We start from the raw sequence: 22153 nt of genomic DNA on the forward strand, positions 1-22153 counted from the left end.
CGGCTAGAGGCGGACGACCTCGGTGACCCGCACGATCGCCGTGCCCTCCTCGGCCGACGCCTCGAGGTCGACCTCGCCGCGGATGCGCCAGTCGTGGTCGCTCGCGGGGTCGTCGATGACCTGCTCGACGCGCCACACGCCGGTCGCGGCATCCGTCTCGTCGATCGTGACCAATCGCGGCGAGCGCGCCGGCCCGCCCGTGCCGATGGCATCGTGGTCGGCGTAGTACGCGTCGAGCGCGGCCGGCCAGTCGACGTCGGGGTCGAGCTCGGCGAGCTCCTCGTCCCGCTCGAGCGCGGCGAGCTGCACGCGGCGGAACAGCTCGTTGCGCACGAGTACCGTGAACGCGCGGCGGTTCGTGACGACGGACGGCGGCGCCGGCGGCACCACGGGCGCCTCGTCCTCGGGCAGGTGCGAGGCCGGGTCGACGAGCTCGGCCCATTCATCGACGAGGCTCGAGTCGACCTGTCGCACGAGCTCGCCGAGCCACTCGATGAGGTCGAGCAGCTCCTCGTCCTTGGCCTCGTCGGGCACCGTCTGGCGGATGGCGCGGAACGCATCGGACAGGTACCGCAGCACGAGCCCCTCGCTGCGCTGCAGCTGGTAGAACGACACGTACTCGCCGAACGACATCGACCGCTCGAACATGTCGCGCACGACCGACTTCGGGCTGAGCTCGAAGTCGCGCACCCATGGCTGGCTCGACGCGAACGTCTCGAACGCGTGGGCGAGCAGCTCGTCGAGCGGCTTCGGCCAGGTGACCTCCTCGAGCAGCGCCATCCGCTCGTCGTACTCGATGCCGTCGCGCTTCATGGCCGCGACCGCCTCGCCGCGCGCCTTGTACTGCTGCTGCGACAGGATCGGGCGCGGGTCGTCGAGCGTCGACTCGATGATCGACACGACGTCGAGCGAGTAGTGGCCGGTGCCCTGCTCGCTCGTGAGGGGGTCGAGCAACTCGATCGCTGCGAGCGCGAACGGCGACAGCGGCTGGTTGAGCGCGAAGTTCGGCTGCAGGTCGACCGTGAGCCGCAGCTCGACGCCGAGCCCGCCGCCCGAGTGTTCCCGTTCGTCGCGAGTTGCACCATCCGACCGGGCCGTCTCGCGACGAACGGGAACACTCGAGGCGTCGGAGCTGGGAAGGATCTCGACGACGCCCGCGTCGCGCAGCGTGCGCAGGATCCCGAGCGCGCGGCGGGCGAGCGCGAACTGCCGGGCGCGCGGTTCGTGGTTGTCGAAGACGAGCGAGCGGATGCCTCGGGGCACGTCGCCGCCGCGGCCGATCACGTTGATCAGCATCGCCGCCGTGAGGGTCAGCTGCGGCACGAGCGGCTCGGGCTCGGCCTCGACGAGCCGCTCGAACGAGCCCTCGCCCCAGGTGACGAACCCGGCGGGCGCCTTCTTGCGCACGACCTTCTTGAGCTTCTTCGGGTCGTCGCCGGCCTTGCGGATCGCGGTCTCGTTCTCGATCTCGTGGTCGGGCGCGAGCACGACGACGTTGCCCGCAGTGTCGTAGCCGGCCCGGCCTGCGCGCCCCGCGATCTGGTGGAACTCGCGCGCCGAGAGCTGGCGCATGCGCTGCCCGTCGTACTTCGACAGCGCGGTGATGAGCACGGTGCGGATCGGCACGTTGATGCCGACGCCGAGCGTGTCGGTGCCGCAGATGACCCGCAGCAGGCCCCGCTGCGCGAGCGTCTCGACCAGGCGACGGTAGCGCGGCAGCATGCCCGCGTGGTGCACGCCGATGCCCGCGCGCACGAGCCGCGAGAGGGTCTTGCCGAACCCGGTGGTGAAGCGGAATCCGCCGATCGCCTCGGCGATCTCGTCGCGGCCCTCGCGGCTCACGACCCGGATCGACGACAGCGCCTGCGCGCGCTCCATCGCGGCGGCCTGCGAGAAGTGCACGATGTAGACGGGCGCCTCACGCGTCTCGATGAGCTCCTCGACGGTCTCCTGCACGGGCGTCTTCGCGTACGAGAAGTGCAGCGGAACCGGGCGCTCGACGCCCGTCACACGCGCGGTCTCGCGGCCCGTGCGCCGGGTCAGGTCGTCGGCGATGGCCGTGACGTCCCCCAGCGTCGCCGACATGAGCACGAACTGCGCGTGCGGCAGCGTGATGAGCGGCACCTGCCACGCCCAGCCGCGGTCGGGGTCGCCGTAGTAGTGGAACTCGTCCATCACGACTTGGTCGACCGGCGCGTCGGCGCCCTGGCGCAGCGCGAGGTTCGCGAGGATCTCGGCCGTGCAGCAGATGATCGGGGCATCGTGGTTCACCGAGCTGTCGCCGGTGACCATGCCGACGTTCTGCGCGCCGAAGATCTCGACGAGCTGGAAGAACTTCTCGCTCACGAGTGCCTTGATCGGCGCCGTGTAGTAGGTGCGCCCGACAGGTCGGCCCGCTGCTCGATCGGCGGCGGTGCGGGCGACGGATGCCGCGTGCGCGGCGACCGCGACGAGGGACTTGCCCGTGCCCGTCGGCGTCGAGAGGATCACGTTCGAGCCGGAGACGATCTCGATGACCGCCTCGTCCTGCGCGGGGTACAGCGCGAAGCCGCGGCCGGCGGCCCAGTCCACGAACGCGTCGTACATCGCGTCGGCGTCGTACGGTCGCGGGGCGGCGTCGAGGAGGGTGAGGGTCGCGGTCATCCGTTCGAGTCTGCCGCATGCGCGGCGGATGCGGCGCCGATGCGCGGGCCGAAGGAATACGCGACGGCCCGGCGGTGTTGGATCAGCGGTCGGACGTCATCGCGAAAGGGGCGGCCCATGGCCTCGAGCATCTCCTCACCCGGCGTCCCGCTCCCCGCGCCCGAGACGCAGCCCGCGGATGCGACCGCGACCGCCGCGGCCACGGCTGCCGCACCTGCCGCGGTCACGGCTGCCGCACCTGCCGCGCCACCTGCCGCACCCGCGCCCCCGTCGGTGCACGTGCGCGCCGCGATCACCTGGCTCGCGATCTTCCCGCTCGTTGCGATGAGCATGCTCGTCCTGGGGCCGATCACCGACTCGTGGCATCCGGTGCTGCGCGCGTTCGTGCTGACGCTCATCGTCGTCCCGCTCGCGGTCTACCTCGTCGTGCCGCAGTTGATGCGCGCGTACGCGCGACTCGTCGCCCGCCGCCGCGCGCGTTAACGGGGGGAGCCGGCCTGCGCTGCCCATTCGGGTGGGCGTCAAGCGCGGCCGGCTCTCCGGTCGCCACCGCGGTGACAGTTCCCCCTGCGTGTTCGCGGTGTTCGACCGAGATCAACGATACGGATGCCGCCTCGGGGGCGGATCAGTGCTGACCCTGAACCTCAGCCACGCGATCCTCAGCCACTCGGCGGTTCCTCGGGTCGCGGGGGCGCGCCATCCGGCACCGAGACCGTGGGACGCACCACGTCGGCCGGATCACCACCCGTGACGAGCTCGACGAGGGCCTCGACCACGCGGAAGGGCACGAGCGCCGCGAGCTGCAGCACGAGCAGCGGACCAAACGCGGCGAGCGAGTAGGTGAGTACGAGCAGGAGCGGCGCCATCCGCCCCCAGGCCAGTGCCGCCACCGCGGGCGCGGCCGCGAGCGCGAGCCACCACGGGCCGGCGAGCACGGCGAGCACCACTGCTCCCAGCGCCAGGAGCACGCCGATCCCGACCTGCGCGAGCAGCACCCAGCCGAGCGCGCCGCCGTACGCGCGCTCGCGGTCGGCCGAGACCCAGGCCCACATCAGGCGCGCGCGGAGGCGCGGCACGCCCTGCTCGCGGAGTGCGCTGTGGAACACGCGGTCGTCCTCGCGACGCTGCGCGAGCGCGGCGCGGCGGTCGCCGAGCTCCTCGGCGTCGCGCGAGCGCGCGTCGTGGAGGATCGCGGGGGCGGACTGGCGGCCGTAGCTGGCGATCATGCCCCACAGCGGGCTCGGCACCGACGCCAGGTCGGTCACGCCGTGCGGCATGGGCCGCTCCCCCGCCGCGGGGGCGCGGTAGCGGCGACCGCTCACCGGATCGACGTAGACGATGCCCTCGCGGAGCTCGAAGCGGTCGGCAGCGGCGGGGCGTTGCGCGAGCGCGATCGCCTCGAGCGGGGTTCCGTCGTCGCGTTCGAACGGCACGTGGCGCCTCCTCGGGTCGTCGACCATCCTGCCGCGCCCCGCCGTCGCACGGCGTCGCATACGCGCGAGCCGGCGGATGGCGCGGGCCGCGCGCGTTCGCACGATGATGCACGCCATGGGTGCGTCTGCCGGCGTCTGACGCGGCTCATCCTGCACAGTCGCGGAGCCGGGGAAGGCGGCGACGCGGGCGGATGCCACGGCCGACCCGAGTTCGCAGGATGAGACGCGCCAGGGTGCGAATGCGCGGGCTTGACGCGGCTCGTCCTGCACACTCGCGGGGGGAGACGCGCGGACGCGCCCGGGCGCCGTCCGCCGGTGGGGCGACGCGCCATCCGCTCGCCGCCCCGCCCCGCCCTGCCCCCCGCTCAGCCGAGCAGCAGCGAGATGCCGAACAGCACCGGGACCGAACCCACCGTCGTGAGGAACACCGTGTCGCGCGCGACGATCTCGGCGGTCTCGTACTTCTGCGCGAAGTTGAACACGTTCTGCGCGGTCGGCAGGGCCGCGAGCACCGTGACGGCGTAGAGCTCGCGCCCCTCGAGTCCGAACGCGAACGCCCCGACGGCCCACGCGAGCGAGGGCATCGCGAACAGCTTGAGCACCGAGGCGAACAGCACGTCGCGCAGCCCGGTGCCGGGTTCGAACATGCGCTGCCCGTGCAGCGACAGCCCGTACGCGATGAGCATGAGCGGCACCGCGGCCTGGCCGATGAGCTGCACGGGGTCGAGCACGATCGAGGGCAGCTCGAGCCCCGAGACCGACACGAGCACTCCGAGCAGCGAGCCGATGATGATGGGGTTCGTGAACGTCGAGCGCAGGATGCCGCGCACCGAGGTGCGGCCCTCGACGGTGGCGCCGAGTACCGCGAGCGCGACCGGCGCGAAGAGGAGCAGCTGCAGCAGCACGACGGGCGCGGAGAACGCGGCATCCCCCAGCAGGTAGAGCGCGATCGGGATGCCGATGTTGTTGCCGTTGACGTACCCGGCCGAGAGCGCCCCGATGGTCGTGCGGGCGATGCCGCGGCGCAGCAGCAGCAGCGAGACCACCGAGAAGACGAGCATCATCGTGACCGCGGCGATCGCGGAGACCGGCAGCAGCGCCGAGAACAGCGCGTGCACGTCGGCGGTGGCGAGCACCGAGAACAGCAGGAACGGCGAGAGCACGTTGAAGTTCAGGCGTGCCAGCACGGGCCGCGCGTTCGGGCCGAGCACGCCCGTGCGGCCCGCGAGCCAGCCGACGAACACGGCGAGCGCGATGACCGCGAACCCGGTGAGGATGTCGATCACGCGTCACCGCCGGCCGGCGCGGGGGCGGCGCGGGCGGAGTCCGGGGCTCCCGCGGGGATCGCCGTCGATCCGGCGCGGGGTTCCCGGCGGATCACCAGCGGTGGTGCACCGACGCGCGGATCTCGCGGTCGTAGAGGTCGCGCACGGCGGCGTCGAACGAGTCGGGCAGCTCGAGCGAGCCGGCGGCCGCGTTCGCCCGGGCCTGCTCGGGGTTGCGTGCACCGGGGATCACGGTCGAGACGCCCGACTGCCGGGCGATCCAGGCGAGCGCGACCTGCGCGGGCGTGGCGTCCGGTGCCGCGTCGGCGGCGAGCGAGGCGAACTCGGATGCCGCGCGCACGCCGGTCGCGTAGTCGACGCCCGAGAACGTCTCACCGACGTCGAACGACTCGCCGTGCCGGTTGTAGCTGCGGTGGTCGTTCGCCGCGAACTGCGTGTCGAGCGTGTACTTCCCGGAGAGCAGGCCGCTCGCGAGGGGCACGCGCGCGATGATGCCGACGCCGTACTGCTCGGCGACCGGCAGCACCTCCTCCACGGGCTTCAGCCGGAACGCGTTGAGGATGATCTGCACGGTCGCGACGTTCGGCCGCGCGATGGCGGCGAGCGCCTCCTCGACCTTCTCGACGCTCACGCCGTACGCGGCGATCGCGCCCTCGGCGACGAGCGTGTCGAGCGCGTCGTAGACCGCGTCGTCGGAGTAGACCGACGTGGGCGGGCAGTGCAGCTGCACGAGGTCGAGCGTTTCGACGCCGAGGTTGCGGCGCGACCGGTCGGTCCAGGCGCGGAAGTTCTCGAGCACGTAGTTGTCGTGCTCCTGCGGCATCCGCCGGCCCATCTTCGTCGCCACCGTGACGCCCGAACCGGGGTTCGCGGCGAGCCAGCGGCCGATGAGCGTCTCCGACCGGCCGTCGCCGTAGACGTCGGCGGTGTCGAATACCGTGACGCCCGCCTCGTGCGACGCGTCGAGCACGGCGAGCGCGTCGCCCTCGTCGACCTCGCCCCAGTCTGCGCCGAGCTGCCAGGTACCGAGGCCGATGACCGAGACGGTGCGGCCGGTGCGGCCGAGGGTTCGCGTCTGCATGGGGCTCCTCCGTCGGATGTCGCGAGTGACGGCGCGGCGGATGTCGCGGCGCGCCGCCCCATCGAGCCTAGACCCGGTTCCGGCATCCGTTTTCCGCGAGGCGTCCGGCCGCACCCGGCGCCGCCGTGCTCAACCGATCGGCACCGCCGCACCGCTGACGACGATGCCCCCGGTCGGCGGGATGTCGACGACGAGCTCGCTCGGCCGGCCCACGTGCCGGCCCTGCTCGATGACCACCCGCGCCGGGGCGTCGACGGCGCCGAGCCCGCGGAGGTAGCCGCCGACGGCCGCCGCGGCGGCGCCGGTGGCCGGATCCTCGGTGATGGCGCCCACGGGGAAGATGTTGCGCGCCTCGAAGCGCAGCGCGCCGTCGGCGCCGTCGGCGCCCTCCGTGCCGTCCGCCCCCTCGGGCAGCCGCCGCAGCACCGTGATGGTCGCGGGCCAGCCGTGCTCGTCCATGAGCGCCCGGGCGCGGGCCGGGTCGAACCCGAATCCGTCGAACGCGGCCGCATCGGCGACGACGAGCACCGGGTGGCGGTTGCCGGCGAACGCGACGTGCGGCGGGTGCCGCTCGTCGAGCACGTCGGCGGCGAGGCCGGTGAGCTGGAGCAGCGCGTCGAGCACGGCGGCGGGCATCGGCTCGACGTGCGGCTCGACGCTCGTGAAGGCGGCACGGAGTGCGCCGTCGACCTCCGCCGTCTCGATCCCCACCTCGCCGACCGGGGTCGCGAAGCGCACCCGGCCGGCGCCCTCTCGCTCGGCGATCGCGACGGCCGTCGCGACGGTGGCATGTCCGCAGAACGGCACCTCGGCGACGGGCGAGAAGTACCGGATGGCGCGGGCCCCCGCCGACTCGCCCGTGACGAAGGCGGTCTCGGCGTAGCCGACCTCACCGGCGATGCGCAGCATGTCGGCGTCGTCGAGCGCCGAGGCGTCGAGCACGATGCCGGCGGGATTGCCGCCCGCGGGGTCGGAGGTGAAGGCGGCGTACCGGAGGATCTCGGGCGCGGGGTTCATCCGATCATCCTCGCGCGCCGGCGCCGCGCCGTCGCGGTCCAGTCGGCGGTCGGTGGCCTGCTCGACTCAGCGTCCCGGAGCGCGCCACGCGGGGTCGATCGGCACCAGGCGCACGTCCTCGAGCCGGCCGCGGCGCGCGATGGCCGTCATGAACGACGCGACGGGCTGTCGTCGCCGATCGGTGGGCGAGCCGGGGTTGAGCAGCCGAAGTCCGCTCGGAGCGACGGAGTCCCACGGGATGTGGCTGTGCCCGAACACGAGGACGTCGACGTCGGGGAACGCGGCGGCCATGCGGGCGTCGCGACCGGCGGCCGGCCCGGTCTCGTGCACCACCGCGAAGCGGACGCCGTCGATCTCGGTGCGCGCGATCTCGGGCAGCCGCGCCCGCAGCGCGGACCCGTCATTGTTGCCGTGCACCCCGACGAGCCGCCGGGCGCGAGCCTCGAGTGCGTCGAGGGTCGCGACATCCACCCAGTCCCCCGCGTGAACGACGACGTCGGCCGCGTCCACGGCCGCCCACAACTCCGGCGGCAGGTCGCGCGCCCGCTTCGGCACGTGCGTGTCGGCGAGGAGGACGAGCGAGCTCACCCGCTCATCCTCTGCCGGGCAGGGTCGAGATGCCGGTTCCGCCGGGAACCCGTCGTGAGGTCCCGGCGGAACCGGCATCTCGCGCGAGGGCCGCTCCTCACTCCGCGACCGCCGCCTCCTGCTCGGCGCCGAAGCGCTGCCGTGCGTCGTGCGGGATCAGCGGGCGCTCCGCGCGTGCCCGGATCTGCTGCACGGCCCACGTGTTGCCGTCGGGGTCGGCGAAGCCGAAGAACGTGCCGCCGTCGCGGGGATCGATCACCTGGATCGGCCCCGCGTCGACGCCGCGGCCGATGAGCTCGGCGCGCGCGGCCTCCGCGTCGGCGACCACGAGCTGCAGCCCCTTGAGCGAGCCCGGTGCCATCTCGTTCTGCGTGGGCAGCGTGCCGATCACGATCGAGCAGCCCGAGCCCGGCGGCGTGAGCTGGGCGAACCGGTGCTCGCCGGCGTGCGTGTCGTGGTCGAGCGCGAAGCCGACCTGGTCACGGTAGAACCCGATCGCGCGGTCGAGGTCGGCGACGGGGACGATGACGACCTCGAGGGTCCAGTCCATGTCAGTGCTCCTTTCGAGGAGGATCGACGCCGGCGGTCAGCCGGCGAGCAGCGCGTCGAGGCGCTCGTAGCCCTCGGTCACGCCCCGGGCCATGCCGTGCTCGACCATCGCGTCGCGCGCCTCGAGGCTCGGGAAGACCGAGTGGCCGTGCAGTCGCGTCCGGCCGTCGCCGAGGTCTTCGAAGGTCATCGAGTCGAGGCTGACCACATCGGGCGCTCCCTCGAACTCGAACGTCTGCACGGCGAACTCGTTCTCGCGGATCGAGTGGAACGTGCCGTTGAAGCCGTAGGCGTTGCCCTCGGGGTCGGTGTGCACGTAGCGGTAGCCGCCCTGGGGCCGGAAGTCCCAGCGCTCGATCGTCATCTCGTAGCCGTTCGGGCCGAGCCACTGCCGGACGAGCTCGGGATCGCGGTGCGCTGCGAAGACCGCGGCGACGGGCGCGTCGAATTCGCGCACGATGTCGACGAAGGGCAGGCCCTCGGGGGCGGTGATGGTGACCGGGTTGGCGGTTTCGGTGGTCATGATAATTCCTTCGGGTCGGTGCCGGCGAGCAGCGCGTCGAGTCGTCGGTACTGCTGCTCGTGGATGAGGCGGTAGCGGTCGATCCACTCGGTGAGCGTCTCGAGCGCGGCCGCGTCGAGGTGCACGGGGCGGCGCTGCGCGTCGCGGGTCCGGGTGACGAGCCCTGCGGACTCGAGCACCTGGATGTGCTTCGACACCGCCTGTTTGGTGATGTCGAACGGTTCGGCGAGTTCGTTGACCGTGGCGGATCCGCGGCTGAGCCGGGCGACGATGCCGCGGCGGACGGGGTCGGCCAGCGCCATGAAGGCGCGGTCGAGCCGTTCGTCGGCGGCCGCGAGATCCATATTCAACCAATCACTTGATCAACGTATTGGTTGTCAATGTACGCCGACGATGGCCGTGCGTCAAGAGCCGACGAGCGAGCGGATGTCGCGACATCCGTACCACCACACCGCATCGGCCGCGGCCCCCTCGCGCCGGCGCCGCCCGGAGGTGCAGAATCGGGCCAGCAGCACCCGTCCAGCCCCGCGACCGCGCTTCGACCGAGGAGACAGCATGCCCGTGCGACTCAGCCCCTACCTCAGCTTCCGCGACGAGGCTCGCGAGGCCATGGAGTTCTACCACTCGGTGTTCGGCGGCGAGCTCACGCTCAGCACGTTCGGCGACTTCAACGCGAGCGAGAACCCGGTCGAGGCGGACAAGATCATGCACGGCCATCTCGTCGCCGGCGACCTGCGGCTCATGGGCGCCGATACGCCGAACGAGATGCCCTTCGAGGCGGGCACGAACTTCGCCGTGTCGCTGACCGGCGGCCCCGAGGACGAGGCGACCCTGCGGGGCTACTGGGAGGCCCTCACCGAGGACGGCGAGGTGACCGTGCCGCTCGAGCCGTCGCCCTGGGGCGACGTGTTCGGCCTGCTGACCGACCGGTTCGGCGTGCAGTGGATGGTCGACATCGGCCAGCCGGTGCCCGCCGGTGGACCTGCCGAGACCGTCACCGCCGACGAATAGCCGGAATCGGAACCTGTTCCACAATTTTTCGCTAGACAGACTAGTAACGCGATAGCCTCGCCTCACCGAACTTCACACCGCACGCCGCCATTCGCGGCCGTGAGCACACCGAGGGGACACGATGGGACAACTCGTCTACGGAACCGCCGGCCACCGTTACGACGTCGACGACACCACGCTCCGCCACCTGCGCGCCGCCATGATCGCGAAGCTGCGCAGGAAGGAGCCATTCGCATTGACGCTCCGAGGCCCGAGCACCGACGGCGCCGCCGAGACGTTGTGGGTCCAGCCGGCGATCGCGTTGCGGTTCGTCTTCGACGCCGAGGAGACCGGACCGCTCGATCGCGAGCGGCTCGAGCACCTCGTGATGGCCGCGAACTCGGCAGGCGGCATGCACGTCGACCTCGCCCCGGCAGAGCACACGCTCGCGCTCGCGAGCTGATCGACGGCGAACGACGGGCTTCCCGACGAGAGAGGGGGCACCGGCCGCGCGGCCGGTGCCCCCTCTCTCGCGTCAGGTGGCTGTCGGCCTCAGTCGAAGAGCTCTGAGAGCCAGTTGTCCTTCTTCTTCTTGCGGTAGCCGCCCTGTTCATAGCCCCGGTCGTCGTACCGGCGGTCGTCGTAGCGTCGGTCGTCGTAGCCGCGCGTCGCCTGCCGGAGCGCGTCCATCGGGTTCGCCGGGTATCCCTGCTGCGGCGGGGTCGGCTGCGGCGGGGCGACCTGCGGCGCCGCGGCGGCCGCGGGCGCCGGCGGTGCGGGCTGGGCGGCGGCCGGCGCCGCGAACTCGCGCGCCGCGCGATCGATGATCTTGTCGAGTTCGCCTCGGTCGAGCCACACTCCGCGGCACGTGGGGCAGTAGTCGATCTCGATGCCGCTGCGCTCGCTCATCACGAGCAGGGCGCCGTCGGTGGGGCACTGCATGCTGACTCCTTCATCCGGGTGCCCGGCGAGCCTATCGGCGCAAGCTGCGTACGAGCCCGGCAACGGCCACGAATCCGACGACGCGACGATCGGAAGCGCGCGCCCGGCGGGCTTCGCCGAGGACGCGGGCCCACCGACGCCCGCAGACGACGAACGCCGGGCCGGACCCTGCGGTCCGACCCGGCGTACGGGGTGCGGGCTCGGGGCCCGCGTGCGCTCAGATGGCGCGGATGTTCTCGGCCTGGAGGCCCTTCTGGCCCTGGACGACCTCGAACTCCACGTTCTGGCCCTCCTCGAGCGAGCGGTAGCCGCTGCCCGTGATGGCGCTGAAGTGCGCGAAGACGTCGGGGCTCCCGTCGGAGGGAGCGATGAAGCCGAAGCCCTTTTCGGCGTTGAACCACTTGACGGTTCCGGTTGCCATGCTGGTATTTCCTTCGTTCGTACCGGGCCGAACGGTTCGGCCCCTCACGTTCGGCCGGGCGGCCGTCCGCAGCCCGTCGGCGGATGCCGCTCGGGCGATGTCCGAGGGTCGCCGCGCCTCGCGCGTCGTCGCCCTCGGTCTCGGGTCATGCCATGCGGATCGTGCCGCCTCCGGGCAATCAGTCGTGAAGCGGGCGGGCGCCCGCAAGTGGAGGAACCCCGATTCTAGCCCACACCGGGGCGGAAACGGCAGAGTGTGTCCACAGGCATTGCGGCATGGGGACCTCTGCCGATGGGGTGCATGCGGTCGCATGGGTAGGGTGAGCGGGTGACCACGCCCCCCGCCGCCGCGCCCGAGCCCGTGCAGCCCCGCGCCGCGGCGTGGCGGTTCGTGCTGGTGGGCGCGATCGGCGGACTGCTCTCGGGCATGTTCGGCGTCGGCGGCGGGATCGTCATGGTCCCGTTGCTCATCCTCCTCGCGGGCATGGACCAGCGACGCGCGTCGGCGACCTCCCTCGCGGCGATCGTCCCGACGGCGCTCGCCGGCTCGATCGCCTACCTCGTCAACGGCCAGGTCGACCTCGTCGCCGCCGCGCTGGTCGCGATCGGCGGCATCGTGGGCGGATGGATCGGGGCGAAGCTGCTCGCACGGCTTCCCCTCGAGTGGCTGCGCTGGCTCTTCATCGCGCTGCTGGTCGTCGTGGCGATCCGCCTCGCGGTCGCCGCGCCCGACCGCGCCGCCGACCCCGTGCCGCTCGAGATCGGCCCGGCGCTCGGGCTCATCGCGCTCGGCCTCGTGGTCGGCATCGCGTCGGGCCTGTTCGGCGTCGGCGGCGGGCTGATCATGGTGCCCGCGTTCATGACGCTGTTCGGCCTCGGCGACCTCATCGCGCGGGGCACCTCGCTCGTCGCGATGATCCCGACGGCCGTCAGCGGCACCGTCACGAACGTGCGCAGCGGCCTCGTCGACCTGCGGGCGGCCCTCATCGCGGGCATCGCCGCGACGCTGGCGGCCTTCCCGGGCGTGGCGCTCGCCTTCCTCATCCCGCCCGAGCTCGGCGGCTGGCTGTTCGCGGCGCTGCTCGTCGCCGCCGCGGTGCAGCTCGCGGTGCGGGCCATCCGCGCGCAGCGCTCGACCCGCTCGTGAGCGCGCACCCGCCCCGGCCGTCCGGCTGGTACGACGACGCGACGGATGCCGCGCTGCTGCGCTACTGGGACGGGTCCGGGTGGACGCCGCACACGACCGTCCGCGACGAATCCGCCGCGCCCGGCGAGCGCACGCGGGCGCTCGAGGCGGACCTCGGCCCGACCGTGCGACTCCCCCACGCGTCATCCACCCCCGATCACACGACCGTGCCGACCGCGCCGGCTCCGTCGCCCGCCTCCGGCGTGGTCGCAGACCCGAACCGGATGTCGCCGCTCCCGGTCGTCGGCGCGATCACCGCCGCTGCATCGCTCGTCGTCGCGGTCGCTGCGCTCGGCGTCGCGCTCGGCCGGTGACCGACGACCGCCTCAGCGGCACCAGTCGCTGAGCCCGCCCGGTTGGGAAAGCAGGACACGCCCGTCGGCGAGGTCGACGAGCGTCGTGAGCGTGCCGGTGGTCCAGGGCTCGCCGGGGTAGCCGTCCTCGACGCCGTCGGGCCCCGCCGTCTCGACGGCGACGAGCCCGCCGCCGGGCGCGAGGCAGTACTCGAGCATGCGGCTGCCGGCCGGCGGGGCGTACGCGATCGAGGTGCCCGCGGCATCCGCCCGCGCCAGCAGCGACGCGAACCCGCCCTCGCCGTCGACGAGCAGCACGTCGACCAGGTGCGCACCCTCCGCGTCGAGCGAGGTGACGCGCCCGGGGTAGGCGCCCTCGGGCAGGTCGGCGGGCGGGAGTTCGAGCGTCGTCGTCTCGCCCGTCGTGAGGTCGAGCGTCGCACCGCGGTCGGGGTCGGCGACGACGAGCGTGGTCTCGCCCGGCAGCGCGCCGCGCAGCTCGGCGTGCGAGCCGAGCGGCGCGGGCGGCGCGGCGCCGAGCGGGTCGACGAGGAACATCGCGCCGTCGCGGTCGTGCACGACGACCGACGGCGAGCCCGGGACGAACATCCAGTCGGCCACGAGCAGCGGCTGCCCGTCGAGCCCGAGCACGGGTTGCGGCGTTCCGCCGGGCGCGCCCGCCACGTCGACCAGGTACAGCGTGCTCGTCGCGGGCTCGCCGGATCCGGCGACGACGAAGCCGATCCACGGATCCGTCGTGGAGCCCGCGATCGAGGTGATCGTGCCGGGTTCGGGCAGCACGAGCGGTGCAGCCGGGTCGGCCTGCCCGGCGGTCGCGAATCGCAGCTGCGTCGCGTCGTCGGGCAGGAGCTCGACCGCCGCGACCACGTCGCCGGCGTGGGCGAACGACCGGATGCGCGGCGCGGTGAGCACGACCTCGGGTTCGCCGCCGCCGGTCGAGGCGCGCACGATCCGGTCGTCGGCGCCGTCGACGCTGCGCCGCTGCAGCACGTACAGGGTCTCGGCCTCCGTCGCGAACGCGTGCCGGAGCGTCGTCGCCGGCCCGCCGCCGGGCGCCGTCACGCCGTCGAGCTCGACGGCGTACTCCCGCGACGGGCTCAGGGGCGCATCGAACGTGACGCGCACGGTCCGGTCGTCGACGGTGACGGATGCCGCGGCCTCGGGCTCGACGCGCAGCGAGCCCGTGTCGCCGACCGGCTGGTTCAGGCGGAACTCGACCGTCGCGCCCGCGAGGTGCGTCGCGTCGGACACCGCCGCGACCGTGTCGAGCACGCGCGGCCCGCGGAACGCGTTCGCCGCGCCGAGCGCGACGACGAGCACGAGGAGCGCCGCGACCACGGCGCCCACGAGCCGGCCGAAGCGGCGCGGATCGCGCGCCGCATCAGAAGACATACGGCTGCTCCGGCTGCTCGGTCTCCTCGACCGACTCGGGTACGAGCACGGGCGACGCGCCGCCCGCCGGGTCGTCGGCGAGCCGTCCGCTCGCGGAGACCCACTGGTCGGGTTCGAACCGGTCCTGCCAGCCGGGCAGGTGCACGGGCACGCCGACGGGCTGCGCGTCGACCGCGCAGCACGTGACCGTGAACCGGGCGACGTAGAAGACGTCCTCGTCGTCGCCCGACGGCAGCACGAATCCCGTGACCTCGATCGGGTCGGCGAAGTCGGCCGGATCGGGATTCTGGCGCAGCAGCAGCGCCCAGTCCTTCACGGAGAACGTCGACGGGTCGCCGCCCACGAGCTGCGGCACCGAGTCGCCCACCGCGGAGGCCGCGTTGAGCTCGCGCTGCGACGCCGTCGCGCTCGTGAGCGTCGCGGGCGGCAGCACGAGCAGGGCGACGGCGGAGGCGACGACGATGAGCGCTCCCGCCGCGGTCCCGAGGCGTCGGCGAGCGGATGCTGCGGGGCGGGCGTGCTCGTCGCCGCGCGCGCGCGGCACGGCGAACGCCGCGACCAGGAACACCACCGCGATCACCGCCATGATCACCGTGAACACGAAGTACCGCGGATGGATGTACAGCCCGAGCCGGCCCGTCGCCGCCAGCCACAGCGTCGCCACGACGCCGAGCGCGGCGAGCGCGACGCCCTTCCAGCGGTCGAGGAACTCACGCAAGCGCGTTCACCCCCAGTCCGATCGCGGCCGCCGCGAGCGCGACGACGAGCGAGACCTGCACGAGCGTGCGCGCCGTGAAGGTCGTGCGCATGAGCGCGAGCATCTTGATGTCGATCATCGGCCCGAACAGCAGGAACGCGATGATCGCGCCCGGCAGGAACGTCGAGCCGAACGCGAGGATGAAGAACGCGTCGACGTTCGAGCAGATCGAGATCACGAACGCGAGCAGCATGAGCGCGAACACCGACCAGATCGCGTCCTGGCCGAGCGAGACGAGCACGTCGCGCGAGACCGCGATCTGGATGGCGCCCGCGATCGCCGATCCGACGAACAGCGCGGGCAGCATGGCCGAGGTCTCGTCGACGAACATCCGTACGGCGCGGCGGGGCTTCGGGTCGCCGTCGTGGTCGTGGTCGTGCGCGCACGCAGCCTGGAAGCCGGGCGTGAGCATGCGCTGCGGGTCGGGGTGCCGGGAGAGCATCCAGCCCACGAGGTTCGCGATGAGGAAGCCGGCAACGATGCGCCACGCGAGGATGCCGTCCTCCCAGCCGAACGCCTGGTAGGTCACGATGATCGTCACGGGGTTGAGGATCGGCGCGGCGAGCAGGAACGTCATCGACTCGCCGACCGAGAGTCCGCGCAGCATCAGGCCGCGCGCGAGCGGCATGTTGCCGCACTCGCACACGGGCAGCAGCACGCCGAGCAGCGACAGCGTCGCCCGGCGCAGCCACGGCGTGCGCGGCAGGCGACGCACGAGGAAGTCGGCGGGCAGCAGCAGCTGCACCGCGATCGAGAGCACGATGCCGAGGAACACGAACGGCAGGCTCTCGATGACGACGCTGATCGCGAGCGTGATGCCGTCGCGCACGCCGTCGCCGAGCGCCTCGCCCGTCTCGGCGGGCGCGAGCACGCGGATCGAGAGCAGGAGCAGCAGGATGCCGAGCCCGAGCGCGACGCCCGTTCCGCGGGCGCCGAACGGCGCGCGCCGACGCGGCGAGTCGATCGTGGGGGCGGTCCGGCTCATCGCATCAAGGGTACGCCGGGCATGCTGGCAGGATCGTCCCCATGACCGATGCGCCAGGCCCTCCGAGCGTCGACCCCGACCCGCGCCATCCGTCGCTGACGTTCCGACGCGCCGAGGTGCGTGATCACGCACGTGTGGTCGCCGTGATCGCCGAGTGGTGGGGCCTGCCCGGCACCGCCGACCTCGGCCGGCTGCTGCCCCGCCTGTTCTTCCAGCACTTCGCCGACACCTCGACGATCGTCGAGGACGACAGCCGTGAGCTCGCGGGCTTCCTGGTCGGGTTCCGGTCGCAGTCGCAGCCGGATGTCGCGTACATCCACTTCGTCGGCGTGCGCCCCGACCTGCGGCAGTCGGGTCTCGCACGCACGCTGTACGAGCGCTTCTTCGCGTCGATGCGGGCGAGCGGATGCGTCCGCGTCGACGCCATCACGGGCCCCGTGAACCGGCGCTCCCAGGCGTTCCATCGCGCCATGGGCTTCGAGGCGACGGGCGACACCGAGGTCGACGGCGTGCTCGCGTGGCGCGACTACGACGGACCGGGCGAGCACCGGGTCGCGTTCACGCGGTCGCTCTGACTCGCTTGCGAACCGCCGGCGCGACCGGCCCTCAAGCGGATGCCTCCGGTTCGTCCTCGAAGTATCCCTCGACGCCGACGAGGGCGGCCTCGAATCGTCGGCCCTCCTCGTCCTCCGGACCCTCCGGCAGCGTCGGCCGCCACAGCGCGACGGTGTAGGCGTCGACCACGGCGGTGCGGCCGCCGTCCTCCTCGCGAACCGGGGTCCGCTCACCGAGGCGATCCATCACCTGCTCGGCCCCGTCCGCGAAGACATCCACTCCGTCGACCGTGACCTCGTCGGTGTCGTCGTTCGGCCGGCCGAACTCGATCGCGCGCAGCGCCCCGTCGCCATCGAGTTCGAGGAAGACCGCAAGACCGGACTCCCGGGTCGTGCACAGGCCCGGGGGCGCGGCCGGGCTGCGCCGGAACGGGCGTGGCTCTCCGAGCCCGGCGAGCCACGCCTCCGCGCGCTCGCGATCGGAGCCGAGTGGAAGCGGCGCAGCGTCTTGGTCGGCGTGCAGTTCGAACCTCATCCGTGCAGTGCAGCATCCCAGGCCCCGCCAGTCGAGCCCTTGCGCCGCGCGAACGCCGCCCTGCGACATCCGTTCGCCTGCCTTCGAGATCGCTGTGAGGATGCCGCGCGGGCAGCGCCCGGAAATGCGCGACCGCGGGTCCATGTGTTCCCATGGAAGTGGAGGGGAGTAGTCCCCGCAGGATGCGTCGTCATTCCGGGTCCGCCATCGGGCTCCGGCGCATCCGGGCCGCGCGGCCCGGCCCCGGCCGGTTCGCGACGCTCGGACGAGACCTCCGGTTGCCATACCGATTGACAACTGGAGGAGACGTTGGACGTACCCCTGTACGCCTGGTTCGCGGTGCTCGCCGCGATCGTCGCGATGCTCGCGATCGACCTGTTCGCCCACCGCCGGGCCCACGCCATCGGCGTGCGCGAGGCGCTCGGCTGGTCGATCGTCTGGGTGCTCGCCGGTATCACGTTCGGCATCGTGGTCTGGAACGCCTGGGGCGCCGAGTTCGGCCAGCAGTACTTCGCCGGCTACCTGATCGAGAAGTCGCTCGCGGTCGACAACGTGTTCGTGTGGGCGATCATCTTCGCCTCGTTCGCGGTGCCGCGCGAGTACCAGCACCGCGTGCTGTTCCTCGGCGTGCTCGGCGCGCTCGTGCTCCGTGGCCTGTTCATCGCCGCCGGCGCCGCGCTCATCGAGAACTTCTCCTGGGTGCTCTACGTGTTCGCGGCGTTCCTGATCGTCACGGGCATCCGGATGCTGATGACGCGCAACGAGCACGTCCATCCCGAGCGGTCGCGGACCCTCCGGCTGTTCCGGCGGTTCGTGCCGATGACCGACGCGTACCACGGGCAGCGGTTCCTGATCCGTCGCGCGGGAGTCGTTGTCGCGACGCCGCTGCTCGCGGTGCTCGTGCTCGTCGAGGTCACCGACGTCGTCTTCGCGGTCGACTCGATCCCCGCGATCTTCGCGGTCACGAGCGAGCCGTTCCTCGTGTTCACGGCGAACGCGTTCGCGATCCTCGGCCTCCGCGCGATGTACTTCCTGCTCGCCGACCTCATCCACCGATTCCGCTACCTCAAGCTCGGGCTCGCGCTCGTGCTCGTCTGGGTCGGCGTCAAGATGGCGCTGCTCGACGTGTTCTACATCCCGACGCCGGTCTCGCTCGCGGTGGTCGCGGCGATCATCGCGGTGTCGATCGGCGCGTCGCTCATCGCGACGCGCGGCGAGGGGCGGCACGTGGTCGAGGCGACGCCCGCGGGGGCGTTCCGCGTGGCGACGGCGTCGGAGCTCGCGTCGGCCGAGCCGGTGTTCCGGAAGTCGCGGGCGCTCACGCGGAGCTGAGCGCGCCGGCGCCCCCCGTTCGACCCGGTGCTCGAGACGTCGCTCCCGGTTCGTGGTGCCCCCTTCTCCGACGGGGCCGGACGGACAGCCCGCGCCGCAGACGCCGGCGCGGGCTTCTCTTCCCACGATCGCCGGTACTTCGGTACTTCGGTACTTCGGTACTTCGGCACCTCGGTACCTCGGTACCTCGGTACCTCGGTACCGATTCGCTCGGGTGGAACAGGTTCGGCGCACGCTCGCCCGTGCGCGACGACGACGTCGACCGGAGAGCCGATCGCGTGTTACGACGATGAGGCGCCCGAGGCCGCCGCGGGGCGATCAGGCCGGCGGCGATCCATCCCGCGCGGCGTCCGCGCGGCGCTGGAGCAACTGCCGCTCGCGCGCGTTCGCGGTCATCGCCGCCGCCCGCTCGAACTCCGCGGCCGCCTCGGCGCCGCGGCCCTGCCGCTCGTAGAGGTCGCCGCGCACGCTCGGCACGAGGTGGTAGCCGCGCAGCGCGGGCACGTCGTCGAGCTGGTCGAGCAGCGCGAGCCCGGCCGCGGGTCCGCGCGCCCGTCCGAGCGCCACGGCCCGGTTGAGTTCGGCGACGGGCGAGCCCGTGCGACGCCCGAGGCGCTCGTAGAGCTCGGCGACGCGGTCCCAGTCGGTGTCGTCGACGGATGCCGCGCGGGCATGCTCCGCGGCGATCGCCGCCTGGAGTGCGTACGGGCCGGCGTCGCGGCCGGCGGCGGCCAGGAGCGCGTCGGCCCGGGCGAGGGCGTCGAGACCGCGGCGGATGCGCGCGGCATCCCACCGCCCCCGATCCTGGGCGTCGAGCAGGATCGGCTCGCCGTCGGGACCGGCGCGCGCGGCGAGGCGCGACGACTGCAGCTCCATGAGCGCGGCCAGGCCGTGCACCTCGGGGTCGTCGGCCACGAGCGCCGTGAGGATGCGGCCGAGCCGGACGGCCTCGTCGCAGAGCGCCGGGCGCATCCAGTCGTCGCCCTCGGTGGCCGAGTAGCCCTCGTTGAAGAGGAGGTAGACGACGCCGAGCACGGTCTCGAGCCGCTCGGCCCGCTCGGGCCCCGACGGCTCCTCGATCGCCGCACCGGCGTCGGCGAGCGTGCGCTTGGCCCGCGAGACGCGCTGGGCGACGGTCGCCTCGGGCGCGAGGTAGGCGCGGGCGATCTCGCGCGTCGAGAGGCCCGCGACGAGCTTCAGCGTGAGCGTGGTCTGCGCCTCCGGCGTGAGCGCCGGGTGGCAGCAGATGAACATGAGGCGCAGCACGTCGTCCTCGACGTGGTCGATGCCGGCGCCGGGGTCCTCGTCGACCGACTCCGAGAGCTCGCGCGCGAGCGCCGCGGCGGCTGCGTCGTGCTTGGCGCGGGCACGGAACGCGTCGACGGCGCGACGCTTCGCCGTGGTCATGAGCCACGCTCCGGGGTTGTCGGGGATGCCCGAGGCCGGCCACTGCACAAGGGCCGCGACGATCGCGTCCTGCGCGACGTCCTCGGCGAGGCCCACGTCGCGCACGATGCGCACGAGCGCGGCGATGAGCCGCGTCGACTCGAGCCGCCAGGCGGCCTCGATCGCGGCGCGCGTCGTCTCGTCGCCCACGCGAGCATGAGACCACGCGCGCCGCGCGGGTGCAAGCGCGCGGTCAGTACTCCGCGATCTGCCGGATCTCGACGCTGCCCTCGAAACCGGGCCAGTTGTCCTTGTGGATCTGCATCAGCCGGCGGCCGAGTTCGAGCGCCTCCTCGTACGAGCGGACCTCGATGACGGCGTAGCCGCCGACGAGTTCCTTCGCCTCGGTGAACGGCCCGTCGACCGCCTTGATCCTCCCGTCGACGAGCGAGACGATCGCGCCGGCCTCGCTCGGCAGGAGCCCCTGGCTGTCGATCAGCACGCCGTTCGCGCGGCCCCAGCGGTCGTACTCCGCCATCGCCTCGTAGACGGCCGGCGGCGTCTCGCCTTTCGACTCGCTGGACTTCATCAGGCACAGGTATCGCATGGGATTCCTCCTCGGTGCGGCGTGCTCGGTCGGCTCGCCCTCACGATAGCGTCGGCGGCTCGACCCCGTTCTCGACATGGTCCCGAGAGAAGTTCGGCGTCGATGTCGAGAACGGATGCCGCGCCGCGACGCCATGTGAACGACCCGATCGACCGACCGGGTCTCGACCTGAAGGAACGACGCCATGGACATGCGAACCGACACACCGACCACCCGAGTCGCACCGATCACCGCGAGCCGCCGTGCGGCCCACGCCGGCGACCCGACGACCCGCGCGCTCGTCACGGCGGGCGTCGTCGCGGGGCCGATCTTCGTCGCCGTGGGCCTCGTGCAGGTGCTCACGCGCGAGAGCTTCGACCTGACGCGACATCCGCTCAGCCTGCTCTCGCTCGGCGACCTCGGCTGGATCCAGATCGCGAACTTCATCGTCGCGGGCGCGCTCATGCTCGCCTTCGCCGTCGGCACGCGCCGGAGCCTCGGCGACGGGCCCGGCCGGGTCTGGACGCCTGTACTGTTCGCGCTCTACGGCGTCGGCCTCGTGCTCGGCGGCGCGTTCACCGCCGACCCGGCGCTGGGCTTCCCGCTCGGCACGCCCGACGGCTATCCGACCGAGTGGACGTTCCACGGCGGCGTGCACGCGTTCGCCGCACCGCTCGCGTTCCTCGCGCTCGTCGCGGTGACGTGGGTCGTGGCACGGCGGCTCGCGTGGGAGGGCCACCGCGCGGCGGCGACCTGGTCGCGGGTGATCGGCGTCGCGTGCCTGCTGCTCTGCCTGCCATTCGGGCCGGCGATGAGCGTGCGGCTCTTCGTGGGCGTCGCGCTGGGGTTCGCGTGGATCACGGCGTACGGCGTCTCGCTGCTGCGGGGGCAGGCGCCCGGGTCCGCGGGTTGAGGAGCGCGCGGAGCACGCGTCTCGAAACCCGCCTGCGCAGGGGGTTTCGAGACGCGTCCGGCTTCGCCGGTCGCTCCTCAACCCACGGGAGGCTCACCAGGGCTCGCCGACCCCGGGCAGGAGGGCGCGGACCTTGCCGACCGCGTCGGGGAAGCACGTGTCGAGCACCTCCGTGGCCGAGACCTCGTTGCCGTAGTCCCCCGTGAGGCGCAGGCCCACCACGGCGTTGATGAGCATGCCGGTCGCCATGAACTCGCGCGTCTCCTCCTCGGAGAAGCCCGCCTCGTCGCGGAGGAACCGCCAGATGTCGCTGAAGCCGCCGCGGGCCACGCGCCCGATCTCGGGCTCGCCGCCGAGCGCCGTGGAGTTCGCGATGACGGGGAGCATGCCGCGCTCGGCGAGGAGGCCCGTGTACGCGCCGCCCATGCGCTCGGCGCGACCCTCGGGGTCACCCGGAAGGGCTCGGCGGAACGCATCGATGAGGCGGGCGTAGGCGCGCTCGATGACCGCGATGAACAGCTTCTCCTTCGTACCGAACAGGCGGACGACGTAGGGCTGGCTGACGCCGGCGGCGCGGGCCACCTCGTCGGTGGTCGTGCCGACGTACGTCTTGGCGCCGAACACCGCGGTCGCCGCGTCGAGGATCAGCTCGCGGCGGTCGGCCGCCTTCATGCGCGGGGCCGGAGCGACGTCTTCGATCGTCATGCTTGACATGTTATCAGTCGATTACTACAGTCCGAA

At 72.7% G+C, this 22153-nt stretch carries 26 protein-coding genes; 8 read left to right on the plus strand and 18 right to left on the minus strand.

All coding sequences use genetic code 11. The annotated features are described in order from the left end of the window. Nucleotides 1-3 precede the first annotated feature (3 nt). Nucleotides 4-2643, minus strand: a complete 2640-nt coding sequence (locus AC3RKB_RS01920) for a DEAD/DEAH box helicase (protein WP_491434284.1) — start codon at nucleotides 2641-2643, stop codon at nucleotides 4-6. 117 nt (nucleotides 2644-2760) lie between these two features. Between AC3RKB_RS01920 and AC3RKB_RS01925 the strand changes: the two genes are divergently transcribed. Then, nucleotides 2761-3126 (plus strand): hypothetical protein, encoded by a 366-nt coding sequence (locus AC3RKB_RS01925; protein WP_491434285.1) that lies wholly within the window; start codon nucleotides 2761-2763, stop codon nucleotides 3124-3126. A gap of 176 nt (nucleotides 3127-3302) precedes the next feature. Here AC3RKB_RS01925 and AC3RKB_RS01930 read toward each other — a convergent pair whose 3' ends face one another. The 8 genes from AC3RKB_RS01930 to AC3RKB_RS01965 form a co-directional block, all read right to left on the minus strand. Continuing rightward, nucleotides 3303-4076, minus strand: coding sequence for a DUF1353 domain-containing protein (locus AC3RKB_RS01930; protein WP_491434287.1), 774 nt, complete (start codon nucleotides 4074-4076; stop codon nucleotides 3303-3305). A 365-nt stretch (nucleotides 4077-4441) separates the two neighbouring features. Then, nucleotides 4442-5362, minus strand: a complete 921-nt coding sequence (locus AC3RKB_RS01935) for an AEC family transporter (protein WP_491434288.1) — start codon at nucleotides 5360-5362, stop codon at nucleotides 4442-4444. A 91-nt stretch (nucleotides 5363-5453) separates the two neighbouring features. After that, nucleotides 5454-6443 carry an aldo/keto reductase gene (locus tag AC3RKB_RS01940; protein ID WP_491434290.1) on the minus strand — a complete coding sequence of 330 codons (990 nt, stop codon included), beginning with the start codon at nucleotides 6441-6443 and terminating at the stop codon, nucleotides 5454-5456. Nucleotides 6444-6572: 129 nt separating this feature from the next. Beyond that, a complete protein-coding gene (locus tag AC3RKB_RS01945) occupies nucleotides 6573-7460 on the minus strand; it encodes a PhzF family phenazine biosynthesis protein (protein ID WP_491434291.1) in 888 nt (295 codons plus the stop codon). A 66-nt stretch (nucleotides 7461-7526) separates the two neighbouring features. Then, nucleotides 7527-8048 (minus strand): metallophosphoesterase family protein, encoded by a 522-nt coding sequence (locus AC3RKB_RS01950; RefSeq protein ID WP_491434292.1) that lies wholly within the window; start codon nucleotides 8046-8048, stop codon nucleotides 7527-7529. Nucleotides 8049-8145: 97 nt separating this feature from the next. Next, entirely contained in the window at nucleotides 8146-8598 is a 453-nt protein-coding gene (locus AC3RKB_RS01955) for a VOC family protein (RefSeq protein WP_491434293.1), read from the minus strand. Between the two features lie 36 nt (nucleotides 8599-8634). Then, nucleotides 8635-9120, minus strand: a complete 486-nt coding sequence (locus AC3RKB_RS01960) for an SRPBCC family protein (protein ID WP_491434294.1) — start codon at nucleotides 9118-9120, stop codon at nucleotides 8635-8637. After that, complete coding sequence (locus AC3RKB_RS01965; protein ID WP_491434295.1) at nucleotides 9117-9464, minus strand: ArsR/SmtB family transcription factor; 348 nt, start codon at nucleotides 9462-9464, stop codon at nucleotides 9117-9119. Before AC3RKB_RS01965 ends, AC3RKB_RS01960 begins: the two co-directional genes overlap by 4 nt. A 211-nt stretch (nucleotides 9465-9675) precedes the next feature. Here AC3RKB_RS01965 and AC3RKB_RS01970 point away from each other — a divergent pair, with 211 nt between their 5' ends. Then, nucleotides 9676-10131: a VOC family protein gene (locus AC3RKB_RS01970; RefSeq protein ID WP_491434296.1), complete on the plus strand. Its 456-nt coding sequence runs from the start codon at nucleotides 9676-9678 to the stop codon at nucleotides 10129-10131. A gap of 121 nt (nucleotides 10132-10252) precedes the next feature. Then, the gene (locus tag AC3RKB_RS01975) at nucleotides 10253-10573 is read left to right on the plus strand and encodes a DUF7882 family protein (RefSeq protein WP_491434297.1); all 321 of its coding nucleotides are present in this window, start codon (nucleotides 10253-10255) and stop codon (nucleotides 10571-10573) included. Nucleotides 10574-10662: 89 nt separating this feature from the next. Here AC3RKB_RS01975 and AC3RKB_RS01980 read toward each other — a convergent pair whose 3' ends face one another. Together AC3RKB_RS01980 and AC3RKB_RS01985 are read right to left on the minus strand one after the other, a co-directional pair. Further along, complete coding sequence (locus AC3RKB_RS01980) at nucleotides 10663-11052, minus strand: TFIIB-type zinc ribbon-containing protein (RefSeq protein WP_491434298.1); 390 nt, start codon at nucleotides 11050-11052, stop codon at nucleotides 10663-10665. 217 nt (nucleotides 11053-11269) lie between these two features. Next, nucleotides 11270-11473: a cold-shock protein gene (locus AC3RKB_RS01985; protein ID WP_092668238.1), complete on the minus strand. Its 204-nt coding sequence runs from the start codon at nucleotides 11471-11473 to the stop codon at nucleotides 11270-11272. Between the two features lie 327 nt (nucleotides 11474-11800). On the opposite strand from AC3RKB_RS01985, the gene AC3RKB_RS01990 reads away from it, so the two are divergent. Together AC3RKB_RS01990 and AC3RKB_RS01995 are read left to right on the plus strand one after the other, a co-directional pair. Next, on the plus strand, nucleotides 11801-12619 hold the full coding sequence (locus AC3RKB_RS01990; protein WP_491434299.1) for a sulfite exporter TauE/SafE family protein: 819 nt from the start codon (nucleotides 11801-11803) through the stop codon (nucleotides 12617-12619). After that, nucleotides 12616-12972: a DUF2510 domain-containing protein gene (locus tag AC3RKB_RS01995; protein ID WP_491434300.1), complete on the plus strand. Its 357-nt coding sequence runs from the start codon at nucleotides 12616-12618 to the stop codon at nucleotides 12970-12972. The genes AC3RKB_RS01990 and AC3RKB_RS01995 overlap by 4 nt, the downstream gene beginning before the upstream one ends. Nucleotides 12973-12984: 12 nt before the next feature. Here AC3RKB_RS01995 and AC3RKB_RS02000 read toward each other — a convergent pair whose 3' ends face one another. Genes AC3RKB_RS02000 through AC3RKB_RS02010 form a run of 3 tightly spaced genes read right to left on the minus strand, consistent with a single transcriptional unit; the run spans nucleotide 12985 to nucleotide 16106 of the window. Next, nucleotides 12985-14364 carry a hypothetical protein gene (locus AC3RKB_RS02000; RefSeq protein ID WP_491434301.1) on the minus strand — a complete coding sequence of 460 codons (1380 nt, stop codon included), beginning with the start codon at nucleotides 14362-14364 and terminating at the stop codon, nucleotides 12985-12987. Then, entirely contained in the window at nucleotides 14354-15082 is a 729-nt protein-coding gene (locus AC3RKB_RS02005; RefSeq protein WP_491434302.1) for a TIGR03943 family putative permease subunit, read from the minus strand. Before AC3RKB_RS02005 ends, AC3RKB_RS02000 begins: the two co-directional genes overlap by 11 nt. Continuing rightward, complete coding sequence (locus AC3RKB_RS02010; RefSeq protein WP_491434303.1) at nucleotides 15075-16106, minus strand: permease; 1032 nt, start codon at nucleotides 16104-16106, stop codon at nucleotides 15075-15077. The genes AC3RKB_RS02005 and AC3RKB_RS02010 overlap by 8 nt, the downstream gene beginning before the upstream one ends. A 41-nt stretch (nucleotides 16107-16147) precedes the next feature. Here AC3RKB_RS02010 and AC3RKB_RS02015 point away from each other — a divergent pair, with 41 nt between their 5' ends. Continuing rightward, a complete protein-coding gene (locus AC3RKB_RS02015; RefSeq protein WP_491434304.1) occupies nucleotides 16148-16681 on the plus strand; it encodes a GNAT family N-acetyltransferase in 534 nt (177 codons plus the stop codon). Between the two features lie 31 nt (nucleotides 16682-16712). Here AC3RKB_RS02015 and AC3RKB_RS02020 read toward each other — a convergent pair whose 3' ends face one another. Then, entirely contained in the window at nucleotides 16713-17195 is a 483-nt protein-coding gene (locus AC3RKB_RS02020) for a hypothetical protein (RefSeq protein ID WP_491434305.1), read from the minus strand. Between the two features lie 309 nt (nucleotides 17196-17504). Between AC3RKB_RS02020 and AC3RKB_RS02025 the strand changes: the two genes are divergently transcribed. Then, complete coding sequence (locus AC3RKB_RS02025) at nucleotides 17505-18527, plus strand: TerC family protein (RefSeq protein ID WP_491434306.1); 1023 nt, start codon at nucleotides 17505-17507, stop codon at nucleotides 18525-18527. A gap of 318 nt (nucleotides 18528-18845) precedes the next feature. Here the strand turns inward: AC3RKB_RS02025 and AC3RKB_RS02030 are convergent, their stop codons facing one another. After that, nucleotides 18846-20123 carry an RNA polymerase sigma factor gene (locus AC3RKB_RS02030; protein ID WP_491434307.1) on the minus strand — a complete coding sequence of 426 codons (1278 nt, stop codon included), beginning with the start codon at nucleotides 20121-20123 and terminating at the stop codon, nucleotides 18846-18848. 43 nt (nucleotides 20124-20166) lie between these two features. Then, a complete protein-coding gene (locus AC3RKB_RS02035) occupies nucleotides 20167-20520 on the minus strand; it encodes a YciI family protein (RefSeq protein ID WP_491434308.1) in 354 nt (117 codons plus the stop codon). Nucleotides 20521-20704: 184 nt separating this feature from the next. On the opposite strand from AC3RKB_RS02035, the gene AC3RKB_RS02040 reads away from it, so the two are divergent. After that, the gene (locus tag AC3RKB_RS02040; RefSeq protein ID WP_491434309.1) at nucleotides 20705-21412 is read left to right on the plus strand and encodes a DUF998 domain-containing protein; all 708 of its coding nucleotides are present in this window, start codon (nucleotides 20705-20707) and stop codon (nucleotides 21410-21412) included. A 93-nt stretch (nucleotides 21413-21505) separates the two neighbouring features. Here the strand turns inward: AC3RKB_RS02040 and AC3RKB_RS02045 are convergent, their stop codons facing one another. After that, nucleotides 21506-22117 (minus strand): TetR/AcrR family transcriptional regulator, encoded by a 612-nt coding sequence (locus AC3RKB_RS02045; RefSeq protein WP_491434310.1) that lies wholly within the window; start codon nucleotides 22115-22117, stop codon nucleotides 21506-21508. Nucleotides 22118-22153 lie beyond the last annotated feature (36 nt).

Source organism: Agromyces capsici (genome assembly GCF_058349965.1).